The following is an 11,448-nucleotide window of genomic DNA, read 5'->3' as shown; positions in this document are numbered from 1 at the left end:
GACGAGACCTGTAGACAGCGCAATGGCACCCACTGTCACTTTGCCCTGACTCCACAGCCACAAGGCAAGCGCAGACGTCCCCACGATAAGGAAGCCGTTGAGGGTGGTAATGGTGCTATCCATCGCCGTGGTTAGGCGCGTCATGCCGCGCAGCTTCTGCGTTTGCTCTTCCATCGCCTGCGCGACATACGCTTCTTCGCGCTGGGTGTGCGCAAACAGCTTGAGCGTCAGAATATTGCTATAGCCATCGACGATACGGCCCATCAACTTCGAGCGCGCTTCGGACGCATGCCACGAACGTTCACGCGTGCGCGGAATGAAAATGTAAAGCGTGCCGACGTAAGCAAAGAGCCAGACAACGAGCGGCGCGGCCAGCCATACATCCGCTTTCGCGAACATCACGATGGCGCTGCCGGTATAGATGGCGACGTACCAGATCGCATCGACGATCTGCACCGCCGACTCGCGCAACGACGCACCGGTCTGCATGATGCGATTGGCGATGCGCCCGGCGTAATCGTTCTGAAAGAAGCCAAGACTCTGCCGAATCACATAGCGATGGTTCTGCCAGCGAATGCGATTGGTGAGGTTCGGCACGACAGCCTGATTAACTAGCAGATCGTGCAACCCGATGAAGATGGGGCGCAGCACCAGCGCCACAAAACCCATCCACAGCAATTCGCGGCCGTGCGTCTGGAAGAAGGCCTTTCCGTCCGGCACACCTTTGGCCATATCGACGATGCTGCCGATGAAGCCAAACAGCGACACTTCGACCAGCGCTACGCCAAAACCCACCACAATGGCGGCGAGGAATACCGGCCAAACCTGGCGCAGATAAAAAGCGTAGAAGTGCCACACCGATTTTGGCGGCATGCTGTCGACCGGTTCCTTGAAGGCGTCGATCAGCGATTCAAACCAGCGGAAGATCATGGGTGTGCTGTCCCTGTGCATGCCACCACCATGTGGGGATGGCCCACCGATATTACAGGGCGTTGCTCGTACGACCCGTCACATTTTCTTCGCACAATGCGCGATCGGGGCGTGCCTGAACGCTAACCGCCTGTAAAAAGGCCACCGGCGCGAGAACAATTGACCATCCGGCGCCGCATTCGGATCATGCCCGGCATGCATACCATTCTTCGTAAGCTTTCTGCCCTTCCGCTCGCCGTCGGCGTGCTCGCCTTTGGCGCGTCATCCTTGCTGCACGCTCAGAACCCGGCCTCGTCCTCATCTGCACCCGCCAGTGCAAGTACGACACAGGATCCTGCCCAGGCACTGGTCGGCCTCAGCAAGCAGCTCGATGGCATCAAGACCTCGCTGACGAACAAGAACACGACGCTGCCGCTCAATGATCTGCGCACGGAGGCAGGCCTGGTGCAGCAGCAGGCGAATCAGTGGGTCGATACGCTTACGCCGCAGATGGATGGGGTGCAGGCGCGATTGACCGTGCTAGGCCCTGCTCCCGCCGCCGGTGCTCCATCCGAAACACCGGCAGTCAGCCAGCAACGGCGCCAGCTGGAACGCGACAAAAGCAAGCTCGATGGCGAAATGAAACAGGCGCAGCTGCTCACCCAGGATGCTGCAAAGCTGACGACGCAGATTGCCGAGACGCGAAACGAACAGTTTCAGACACAGTTGAGCACACGCAATGGTACGCCGCTTAGCATCGCGTTCTGGTCGAATCTGAAGCAGTCCTTCTCCGAAGACAGCGTACACATCACGCGCGTCGAAGGCTTGTTTGTCGATGGCGTCAGCGCCGCGTGGCAACCGCCAAATCGCCTGCCTTTCGTCCTGTGCCTGATCGGTGCGCTGTTGCTTATCGTTCCTGGCCGTTGGCTGGTGGAGCGCGCGGTGCTGGCGATTGCCAGCCGCTATATGCCCGATGGTCATCTGCGGCGTAGCGCGCTCGCCGTGATTCTCACGTTGACCGTCACGCTTTCGTTTGGCGTTGCGGCATGGCTGGCCTATGAAGGCGTCAACTGGAACGACACACTGGATGACGACCTGGTGACGTTCGCGCTGCAAAACGTCCGCACAGTCTTTTTCGCTGCGTTTGTGGCTGGACTCGGGCGTGCTTTGCTTTCTTACCATCACCCGTCCTGGCGACTTCCTGCCCTGGCCGAGGAAACCGTGCGCGATCTGCGCTGGTTCCCGTGGGTGCTTGGCACAGCGTTTTTCCTGCTCGGCGTGATCGAGCACCTGAATGACATCGCCGGTGCCAGCCTTCCCGCTGCCATCGCGACACGCGCATTCCTCGCGCTGTTGATTAGCGGCCTCGTTGGTCTTGCCTTGTTCCGCGTTCAACGCGTCCGACGTACATTGCGCCAGGACGACGAAAAAGCACCCAAGCGGCATGCGCTTTGGGTGGGTGTCCTCGCCGGCGTTGCGGTGGTTGCGGTAGTCCTCGCGTGGCTTTCGGTCTTGATCGGCTACATCGCGTTTGGCTTCTTCATCTCCTGGCAGCTGCTGTGGGTCGGCATGATCGTGGCGTCGCTCTACATCCTCACGCATTTCCAGCACGATCTATTCGAGACGCTGTTGTCGCCGAAGGGGCGCAGTGGCCAGAGGCTTCAATCTACGTTCGGGGTTGCTCCCGCGACGCTGGACCAAACAGCGACCGTTCTATCGGCCATCTGCCGCGTGCTTCTTCTGATCATCGCCGTCGGCACGGTGTTGATGCCTTTTGGCGGAAGCCCCAACGACCTGTTTTCGCATATCGGTCAAGCGTTCACCAATTTGAGTTTTGGCAAGCTCACGATCAATCCCGGCGCCGTTTTCAAGGCTGTCGTGGTTTTCATCGCGGGTCTGCTCATCGTGCGCATCGTCAAGCGCTGGCTCACCGAACAGCTGCTGCCCAAGACATCGCTCGATGTCGGCATGCAGAATTCGATCGTCACGTTGCTTGGTTATGTGGCCGTCGTCATTGTCTTTGCGCTCGCGCTTAAGACGGCGGATGTGAGCTTGCAGAGCATCACATGGATTGCCAGCGCCCTGTCCGTGGGTATTGGTTTTGGCTTGCAGGCTATCGTGTCGAACTTCATCTCCGGCTTGATCCTGCTCGCCGAGCAGCCCGTGAAAGTGGGCGATTGGGTGAGCATGCCAGGCGTGGAAGGCGATATCCGTCGCATCAATGTGCGTGCAACGGAGATCCAGCTTAGCGATCGCTCCACGATGATCGTGCCGAACTCGCAATTCATCACACAGAACCTGCGCAATGTGACACATGGCAATTCGCTCGGTCGCGTGAAACTCAGTTTGCCGATGCCACTGGATACGGACGCCGCCAAGATGCGCGAAATCATGCTGGAGGCGCTGCAAGACAACCATGCAACACTCGCCACACCGGTGCCGTCAGTCAGCCTGGACGACATCACCAGCAGCGCGATGACGTTCACCGGCGTGGCCTACGTGCGCAGCCCGCGCGATGCGTCCACCGTAAAGAGCGACATTCTGTTCGACATTCTCTCGCGGCTTGCGAAGGCACAACTGCCTCTGTCGACGCCGCAGAGCATGGTGATTCGCAACCTCGGTCCGCTGGGCGAAGACAGCCCCGCCGCGCCGGGATAACGCACAAAGACTTTCGACCCTCGTTACTCGCCCACAGGATGTCTCGTCATGAACAACGCATTCCAAGGCAGCACCATCATTCCGTCGATGCGCTACCGCGACGCGCACGCTGCCATCGATTGGTTATGCAAGGCCTTCGGATTCGAAAAGCAGGCTGTTTACGAGGACGATGAGGGCCGTGTGATGCATGCGCAGCTGACTTACGGCAGCGGCATGGTGATGTTGAGCGACATGAAGGACGATGACTTTGGCAGACGCCTCGCGCATCCTGATGAAATACAGGGACGCGAAACGCAAGTCGTGAGCGTCACGGTGAAAGACTGCAAAGCGCACTACGAGCGCGCCAAAGCAGCCGGCGCCGACATCATCGACCCGTATGCGGAGAAAGAATACGGCGGTGCCGGTTACGGTTGTCGCGATCCGGAAGGCCACATGTGGTGGTTTGGAAGCTACGACCCCTGGCACACGCCCTAAGAGCCTGTTCAAAATCTCTATGGGGCGTCTGTAAGCAGCCCAAAACGACCTTTTCCTGAGCCGTCATCCGTTTCCTGGATCGTCATTCCAGCGAAGGCTGGAATCCAGTGACTTTATAGCCCTACAAAAAGCATGCGCTGTTGAAAAGCGCCTCCAGCTTTCACTGAGGCGTCTTAAAACAGCAAAGCCGGTCAATGACGGCGAAAAAGAAGTTGATCTCTCAATGAGATTTCGAACAGGCCCCAAGAAACAAAAAGCCCTCTCCCGCAACAGGAGAGGGCTCGGCAACACGCATTGAATTAGCCGCAGGCCTTGCTGCTCTTGGAAGCGTGATAACCCTGCGACTCGGCCTGAGCCTTGGTCATGTACTGACCTTGCTTGGTTGTGCCGTAGTACTTGTCGCCCTGGCAGTGATAAGCCTTGGTCTTGGACCCGGTGTTCACCCAGACCTTGTCCGGACCACCGCCAGCTGCCGGCGTGGTGGACGGTGCAGACTTCATGGCGTTGCTGCTTGAGGCACTGGTTTTACTGGCTGCCGCGGGAGCGGCGGCGGCAGTATTGCTGCTGGCACTGCTCGACTTTGAGCTTGACGAGCTCGAAGTGGAGCTCGACGAGCCACTTGCGGACTTGTTGATACCCTTGTGCCCGCGGCAAGCGCCTTTCGTGGTGGACACCGTCTGCGACGTGCCATCGTTGCATTGGATCGTCATGCTGCCGCTGGACGCCGCGGCCTGCGCATGTACCCCAGGAGCCGCGATCATCACGGCAGCCGCCATTACTGCGATCAACCCGAACGTTTTCATTGAGATTCCCTCCAGCTTGAATAGCCCCGATGCGGCAAGCGCCCGCCCCCAACGGACGTCTTTCCGCCGTGTCGCTTGCATGAGAACGACACTTCCCAAGCGCCCTGTTCCGACAGCGCCTGCGTCGACAACTATGCCTGAAAAGGTGCCTGCTGACATGTCAGCAGGCAAATTCTTACGACATTAGTGGGTTTGATTCATGCTCGGTTTCAGCTTCGAATCAGGGCGTGCCACGGCGTACATGTCCCAGCTGATCTGTTTGAGCATCGCCAAGCGGTCGTCGTCGACCTTGTAGAGGTCAAAATGGGTTCTCCCAGGGATGAACCGTATGTCGCTATGCGCATGCAGACCATCGAGCACGGCTTTCAGTCGATGCGCTGCACCATCGAGGTAGAACGTGTCCGCGGTGCCGACGTAAAGATGAATCTTGCCGTCCAGATCCGGTTTCAACGTCGGCCAATTGTTCTCAAGGCGATAGGCGATGTCATAGTGATCGCGCCAATACGTCACCACGACAGGATCGACATCGCCGGTATCGCGATTGAACATCTGCTCCGGACGTCCGTCCTCGCCACGTGGCGAGAACACCCAATCGAAAGACGCCATCTGGCCGCCGTAAGGACCCAGCACACGCTCCATCTGCGCATATTGCTGGAACGTAACCAGTACCTTGCCCTTGTCGCGCACAAGCGGCCACGGCGTGCCATCGGGTTTGCGATAAACGTTTGCGCCCGGCGCATACAGGTTCGGGCCGGTGAAATCGTGGAAGTCACTCGGATCCGGCGATGTCGACCAGGTGCCCCCGAAAATCTTCGGATAACGCGTCTGCATCCAGAGCGTTGCCCAACCGCCCGAAGAATGACCATTGAGGAACCGGCCATTCACATCGGCATCCATCCGATAGTGCGACTCCAGGTAGGGAATCAGTTCGGTAGTCAGTGCCTGTCCCCATGGGCCGTTATTCACGGAATCGGCGAATTCGTGCGTACCGGTAGCACTGGATTCGTCGAGGAACACCCAGATCATCGGCGGCATCTGGCCTTTGGCCATAGCATCGTTCACGTAGGCATAGACACGCACCATGCGATCGAGAGTGCCGCCGAACCCGTGTGTGTAGTAGACGGTCGGATAATGCTTGTTGGACGATGCGTCGTAACCTGGCGGCAACACGACGCGTGCACGCATGTGAATCGGCCGGCCCCAGAACGCCGACAGCGATGGACTCACGAAATCCACTGGCTGCGAATTCTTCTGCACCGCAGCCACCGATTCACGGGCGCCGGGGGGCGCAGAGTCGGGAACTTTCCAGGGATCTTCAACCGGTACTGTCGTGTTGAGCGTGAGCGTCGGAATATCGTTGGTCGGCAAATGCATCGTCGTGACATCGCTGACGACATCGCCCGCACCGCGCCCCAGATAATTGTAGTTGCGATGCACATCCAGCACGGCCTGTACCACGTAATCGCCGGCAGGCAACGAGGACCACGATTTCGGAAACGCCAGCTTGTCGGCATCGATGTCGATGACCTGCCCGGGCGCTATCCGATAAACATCCTGCCCGGCGATGGTTACCTGCGCCGGATCGAGATCATCGATATCCACTTCTTTGACGGCACCGTCTTTGGACTGCGACTTGGCTGTCTTTGCGTCTTCAGCAAACAGCAGCAACCGGCCTGACATCGGCTGTGTTTCGTTCGCGCCCAGCTGCACGTGGAAAAAGCGGTGCGTAGGGACGCTCTGCACGTCTTGACGTGCCCAGGTGTACGCGCAAGCCAGAAGGCTAACGCCCAACAACGTAGTCAAACCAACTTGACGATATCGCATGTCCATCTCCCCAGAATCATCGATGCTGCTGCTCTACACACGCAGAGCAGAACGTGCCGCCTCCAAACTCAATCCGCCTTCGCCGATGCCTCGGCTTCTTTCAGCGGTACCAGTCGCAAATCCTGGAAGTCGAAACTGAAATCGGTCAGCGGCGAAACCGGCTGCATACGCACTTCGCGCACATGGCCGTCCATATCCAGATTGAACGTAACGAACGCATCGGCATTCAAGGCACGGTCGTCCCAGCGCACGATAAAGGTATCGTTTTGCCAGGGTGTCATCGTACCGACCAGCTGTTTGGTCTTGCCAAAACGCATACGTAGTTTGCCGTTGTCGTTACTCACGATGACATCGCCATACCAAGGATCGCGGTAGGTGCCCACGTAACCGCTTAGCGGCAGTGACAGCTTGCTATTGGGATCGCGCGCAGCTTCGTGCTTGCTCCAGCTTTCATCTGCGTCGCCGTGCGCATGTTTGACGGCCTTGTCGTAAATAGCGACCCAGTCGGTCTTCGTACCCGAATTGAGATACGCATCCAACACGCGATACGTCACAGCGTTGAACGCAGCGCCCGATTCCTGATTGGTCAGCACCACCACGCCAAGCTTGAGCCCCGGCACCAGCGTCACGCGCGAAACCATGCCCGGCCAGCCGCCGGTGTGCCACACCAGTTTCTGGCCGTGATAATCGCTGAGGAACCAGCCTTCGCCATAACCGGAGAAGATCGGCATCAACGGTTCCAGTTCCGGAATCGGTGGCTTGCTCACCGGAATCGGTGTCAGCATCGACCACATCTGGTTCTGGCTGTCTTGCGAAAACAGATAACGCGGTTTGCCATCCAAACCCACGCCAGGCAGTTCACCGCCAGCAAGTTGTACGTTCATCCACTTGGCCAGATCGTGCACGCTGGCATAGATGCCGCCCGCGCCGGGATCATTCAACCACGCCATCGGTGGCACCGGCTTCAGATCCTTGAAGTCAGAGAGGGCATGTCCCGTCGCGTAGTCCATGCCCGGTTTCAGATACGTCATGTCGATCAGCGATTCATCCATACCAACGGGCTTGAAGATATGGTCGTGGATGTAATCGGCATACGACTGCCCGGATGCCTTTTCGATAATCAGCGTCGCGACGGCAAACAGGATGTTGTCGTAGGCGTAGTGACTGCGAAATCCGTTGGTCAGCGGCACCTTGGCAAGACGTTCGACCACATCCTTCGTCGTATAGCTGGTCGGCAGCCAATAAAGCAGATCGCCAGCACCCAGACTAAGGCCACTGCGATGCGCAAGCAAATCGCGCACACGCATCTCGTGCGTGACGTACGGATCGGACATCTGAAACCACGGCAGATAATCGGTGACGCGAGCATCCATATCCACCTTGCCCTGCTCCGCAAGCATCTGCAGCGCAGCAGCGGTGAATGCCTTGGTGTTGGATGCAATGGCGAACAGGGTATGTGCGTCGACCTTTTCGGGCTTGCCGACTTCACGCAAACCGTAGCCTTGTTCGAAGACCACCTTGCCATCCTTGACGATCGCCACCGCGATGCCAGGCACATTGAAGGTGCTTCGTGCGCTATCGACGTAGCTGTCGAAGTCCTGCAGCATCGGCGGAGGGTCGGTCTGCGGGTTGTGCCGCACGACCGCCGACGCCTCCGGGGCCACCGACGGTTGCACGGCAGCGAAGGCCGACGCGAAGACAAAAAAGGCGCAGCACCCGGTCAGGCGCAAGAACTTCGGTGACAGGGACATGCCCGCTCCATCGATGACAAAGCCGCAGTCTAGCTGGCTTGACGTGCCAGATTTCCAGCCCGAAAGTCATAAACGTCATCTTGCGCTGCAACAACCAAAAGGTTGAGCAGCGCCGGAACATGTCATATCCGCACTAGGTGCCTTTCTTCCCGCCGCTATGTCCGTCCAACCACGGCACCAGCGAAACGAACCAGATGTTATTAGCGCCGTTATCCCAGCTCTCCATCTGCACCAACGCTGCCTTTGCCTGCTCGGGTGTCAACGGGAACGTCGGACGGCTCGTCCGATCGCTCGTGTAGTAGAGCGTTCGATGATCGGGGCTCAGATGCGCGCCCCATTGACTCCATTTACCTGTGCCGTTGATGGCTTCACCAAGATCAATCGGCTTGCCCCACTGACCGTTCTCGCGGAATGAAATGTAGAAATCGCCCATGCCCGGGGTTTTCGCATCCGCGGAGTTGAACACCATGAATGATTGATCTGGTGCGATCGCCGGATCGTGCGTCGATGCCGCGGCATCGCCTACGGCGACTTTTACGGCCGGTCGATACGCATCGCTGACAAACGATGAACTGTAGATATGAAACACGCCGGCATCGTCAGGATGGATGAAATACAGGCTTCCATCTGCCGCTATGCTGGGAGCATAGGTGCGATCGCTCGCATTGACCGCGGCTGGCAAATGCACAGGTTGACCCCAGCTATCGCCCTTGCGATCCACACGCCACAAATGGCCGCCGCTCTGCGGATAAAACTTACCGTGCACAGTCGCGCCAAGCGCATCGGCGCCAGGCGTGATAGGACGATTGGAAACAAACACGATGTAGGAGCCATCGGGCGATATGGTTGGATCATGATCGCCCCATTGCCCGGAGAACGGGGCAATTTCCGGTTTTGACCAAACGCCATGCGATCGATGCGATACAAGAATCATCGTGCCGACGTCGAAATACACGGTATTGCCATCCGGCGTGAACGCAGGGCACGCCTCATTGGCAGGTCCGGAAATCACACCCGGCGCAAACACTTCGGGCGTATTTGCCGCTTCGTCCGCGGCAAACACGGAACCGCTTATGCCGTACAAGCCGGCCATTACCGCCAACCAGAAAGGTTTACCGATCATGTCGTTTTTCCTGTGGGGAACGGGAAGCTTGTTGTATCCCCGGCAATGTCCGTCTACATGTCCTTAAAGTCATTCAACGCACGCTTTCTGTAACCACGACGCACGGAACGCATTACACTGCTCGCTGTCGCCTGGAGGGAGCCCGCGATGTCCGTCTCACGTCTGATCTCGCTCGTGCTTCTTGCGCTGTTTGTCGCGCTGCTGGTTTTCTGGAATCGCCATCCAACCGTGCCGCCGAGCATGACTTCGGAAGGCCACGTGACGCTTGCGCCCGCCAGCAACCTCAACTGCCCGTCCGCAGCGACCAACCTTCCGCAGTTCATGCCGCCTGAGTCATGTCAGACACTGACGCTCATCCTGCAAGGCGGCCCATTTCCCTACAGCCAGGACGGCGTCGTATTCGGCAATTACGAGGGACTGCTGCCGCAACAACCCCGTGGCTACTATCACGAATACACCGTCGACACGCCGGATGCGCGCAATCGCGGTACACGCCGGATCATCACTGGCGGCAATCCGCCGACTGTTTTTTATTACACCGGCGATCACTACCGCAGCTTCCAGCCTTTTCAGGTGAACCGATGAGTGCAGAGGGCGCACTCGATCTGACCCATGCCGATGACGGCGGCGTTTACTTTGTCGATGCGGCGGACTTCGAAGCACTCGCCACGGCCGCCAAGCAAGGAAAGCTGTATGTTTGCCGCGCCGATCTCGAAGGCTGCCACGACAAAAGCGAACTGCTCAAGCGCCTAGCCATGGCACTGAAACTGCCATCGGGTTTTGGCCAAAACTGGGACGCACTGGTCGACAGTCTGCGCGATCTGGGTTGGTTACATGGCGCCGGTCACGCGTTATTGCTCGATCACGCCAATGATTTGCGTCAGGCCGCAGCGAAAGACTTCGACACCTTGCTGGGCATCCTGCACGAAGCCGCCAACTTCGCGATCGGCCAGAACCGCCCTTTCTTCGCCTTCCTGAGCCTGCCCGAACATCCCATCTCACTCCCCACGCATCGCTGACATGCAACACATCCAATTCGAACTCGACCGCGACTACGTGGAACTCAACCAGCTTTTGAAACTGGTCGGCCTGTGCGACAGCGGCGGCGCAGGAAAAATGATCGTCGCCGGCGGCGATGTTTACGTCGATGGGCAGCAGGAACTGCGCAAAACCTGCAAGATTCACGCAGGGCAAGTCGTGCAGCTGGATGATGTGGAAATTCACGTCATCGCTGCCGAATGAGAAAACCGCGGGCACTCACTGCACCCAGCTGCTTTTGCTGATCGCTTTTGCTGTGTGCTTGTCGCTCTTAAAAGCGCACGCGCGCGCGCTGCTCTTGCTCTTGACCCAGGGCCCCGTAGAGCGCGGCGAACGGGTGAAGGATAGCCCGCAAGGTGGCTGGCAGGGATGCCAGTCAGTTTTTCGCCAGCACAGGAGTTGCTGTCGAAAAACCCCATAATCCGTTCGCGCACCCGCACAGGGCGCGCTCTCCGGGGTGTCTTTTCTTTTGGTTACTTCTTCTTTGGACAAGCAAAGAAAAGTAACTCGGCCGTCGGCAGACGGACGAAACGCCCGCCGCGTAGGCGAGCAAGCTGGCGATACGACATCAACGAGGCGATACAGTCACTGGATGACCAGCTTCGCTGTTGCAAAGCGCCTCCGGCCTTCGCCGGAATGACGAGATAAACGCACTCACGGTTGGAGTAACCGATTGCCTCATGTAAGCGAATACAAGACATCCGGACATTCATGGAGTCCCCCATGCGCACCCGCAGTCTAGCCACCCTGTTCACCTTAGCCGCCCTCACCGCCTGCTCAGCCACCGCAAGCACCGCCACCCTCCCCGACCCCACCTACGACACCCCAAAAACCTCCGCTCACGGCAACGAAACCGCCGTATTGGCAG

Annotated in this window: 11 protein-coding genes; 6 read left to right on the top strand and 5 right to left on the bottom strand. The window is 58.4% G+C overall.

The genetic code is table 11. The features are described from left to right. On the bottom strand, positions 1-930 hold a 930-nt coding region (locus tag VK725_RS13460; protein WP_325318570.1), incomplete at its 3' end, for an ABC transporter ATP-binding protein. 195 nt (positions 931-1,125) lie between these two features. Here VK725_RS13460 and VK725_RS13455 point away from each other — a divergent pair. Both VK725_RS13455 and VK725_RS13450 read left to right on the top strand, forming a co-directional pair. Beyond that, positions 1,126-3,567, top strand: a complete 2,442-nt coding sequence (locus VK725_RS13455) for a DUF3772 domain-containing protein (RefSeq protein ID WP_325318569.1) — start codon at positions 1,126-1,128, stop codon at positions 3,565-3,567. Positions 3,568-3,615: 48 nt separating this feature from the next. After that, a complete protein-coding gene (locus VK725_RS13450) occupies positions 3,616-4,041 on the top strand; it encodes a VOC family protein (protein WP_325318568.1) in 426 nt (141 codons plus the stop codon). A gap of 299 nt (positions 4,042-4,340) precedes the next feature. On the opposite strand, the gene VK725_RS13445 is transcribed toward VK725_RS13450, so the two are convergent. Then, positions 4,341-4,541 carry a hypothetical protein gene (locus VK725_RS13445; RefSeq protein WP_325318567.1) on the bottom strand — a complete coding sequence of 67 codons (201 nt, stop codon included), beginning with the start codon at positions 4,539-4,541 and terminating at the stop codon, positions 4,341-4,343. Between VK725_RS13445 and VK725_RS13440 the strand changes: the two genes are divergently transcribed. Beyond that, positions 4,540-5,031, top strand: coding sequence for a hypothetical protein (locus tag VK725_RS13440; protein ID WP_325318566.1), 492 nt, complete (start codon positions 4,540-4,542; stop codon positions 5,029-5,031). The genes VK725_RS13445 and VK725_RS13440 overlap by 2 nt on opposite strands. On the opposite strand, the gene VK725_RS13435 is transcribed toward VK725_RS13440, so the two are convergent. The 3 genes from VK725_RS13435 to VK725_RS13425 all read right to left on the bottom strand — a co-directional run bounded on the left by VK725_RS13435 (position 5,028) and on the right by VK725_RS13425 (position 9,542). Beyond that, entirely contained in the window at positions 5,028-6,668 is a 1,641-nt protein-coding gene (locus VK725_RS13435) for an alpha/beta hydrolase (RefSeq protein ID WP_414648505.1), read from the bottom strand. The genes VK725_RS13440 and VK725_RS13435 overlap by 4 nt on opposite strands. 68 nt (positions 6,669-6,736) lie before the next feature. Further along, positions 6,737-8,419 (bottom strand): serine hydrolase, encoded by a 1,683-nt coding sequence (locus VK725_RS13430; RefSeq protein ID WP_325318564.1) that lies wholly within the window; start codon positions 8,417-8,419, stop codon positions 6,737-6,739. A gap of 133 nt (positions 8,420-8,552) precedes the next feature. Further along, on the bottom strand, positions 8,553-9,542 hold the full coding sequence (locus VK725_RS13425; RefSeq protein WP_325318563.1) for a hypothetical protein: 990 nt from the start codon (positions 9,540-9,542) through the stop codon (positions 8,553-8,555). A gap of 147 nt (positions 9,543-9,689) precedes the next feature. Between VK725_RS13425 and VK725_RS13420 the strand changes: the two genes are divergently transcribed. From VK725_RS13420 to VK725_RS13410, 3 genes are read left to right on the top strand one after another with little or no spacing between them, the layout of a single operon-like run. Beyond that, a complete protein-coding gene (locus tag VK725_RS13420) occupies positions 9,690-10,127 on the top strand; it encodes a ribonuclease domain-containing protein (RefSeq protein WP_325318562.1) in 438 nt (145 codons plus the stop codon). Then, the gene (locus VK725_RS13415; RefSeq protein WP_325318561.1) at positions 10,124-10,561 is read left to right on the top strand and encodes a barstar family protein; all 438 of its coding nucleotides are present in this window, start codon (positions 10,124-10,126) and stop codon (positions 10,559-10,561) included. The genes VK725_RS13420 and VK725_RS13415 overlap by 4 nt, the downstream gene beginning before the upstream one ends. 1 nt (position 10,562) lies before the next feature. Next, on the top strand, positions 10,563-10,784 hold the full coding sequence (locus VK725_RS13410) for an RNA-binding S4 domain-containing protein (protein ID WP_325318560.1): 222 nt from the start codon (positions 10,563-10,565) through the stop codon (positions 10,782-10,784). Positions 10,785-11,448 lie beyond the last annotated feature (664 nt).

It is taken from the genome of Dyella sp. (genome assembly GCF_035486915.1).
GTDB lineage: Bacteria > Pseudomonadota > Gammaproteobacteria > Xanthomonadales > Rhodanobacteraceae > Dyella_B.
The sequence above is the reverse complement of the archived record's forward strand: the minus strand, read 5'-3'. Positions and strand labels throughout refer to the sequence as shown.

What these genes read in the sequence shown, in the direction of transcription:
- VK725_RS13455 (WP_325318569.1), top strand. Translation starts at nt 1,126, where the DNA reads ATGCATACCATTCTTCGTAAGCTTTCTGCCCTTCCGCTCGCCGTCGGC.
- VK725_RS13450 (WP_325318568.1), top strand. Translation starts at nt 3,616, where the DNA reads ATGAACAACGCATTCCAAGGCAGCACCATCATTCCGTCGATGCGCTAC.
- VK725_RS13440 (WP_325318566.1), top strand. Translation starts at nt 4,540, where the DNA reads ATGGCGTTGCTGCTTGAGGCACTGGTTTTACTGGCTGCCGCGGGAGCG.
- VK725_RS13445 (WP_325318567.1), bottom strand. Translation starts at nt 4,541, where the DNA reads ATGAAGTCTGCACCGTCCACCACGCCGGCAGCTGGCGGTGGTCCGGAC.
- VK725_RS13435 (WP_414648505.1), bottom strand. Translation starts at nt 6,668, where the DNA reads ATGCGATATCGTCAAGTTGGTTTGACTACGTTGTTGGGCGTTAGCCTT.
- VK725_RS13430 (WP_325318564.1), bottom strand. Translation starts at nt 8,419, where the DNA reads ATGTCCCTGTCACCGAAGTTCTTGCGCCTGACCGGGTGCTGCGCCTTT.
- VK725_RS13425 (WP_325318563.1), bottom strand. Translation starts at nt 9,542, where the DNA reads ATGATCGGTAAACCTTTCTGGTTGGCGGTAATGGCCGGCTTGTACGGC.
- VK725_RS13420 (WP_325318562.1), top strand. Translation starts at nt 9,690, where the DNA reads ATGTCCGTCTCACGTCTGATCTCGCTCGTGCTTCTTGCGCTGTTTGTC.
- VK725_RS13415 (WP_325318561.1), top strand. Translation starts at nt 10,124, where the DNA reads ATGAGTGCAGAGGGCGCACTCGATCTGACCCATGCCGATGACGGCGGC.
- VK725_RS13410 (WP_325318560.1), top strand. Translation starts at nt 10,563, where the DNA reads ATGCAACACATCCAATTCGAACTCGACCGCGACTACGTGGAACTCAAC.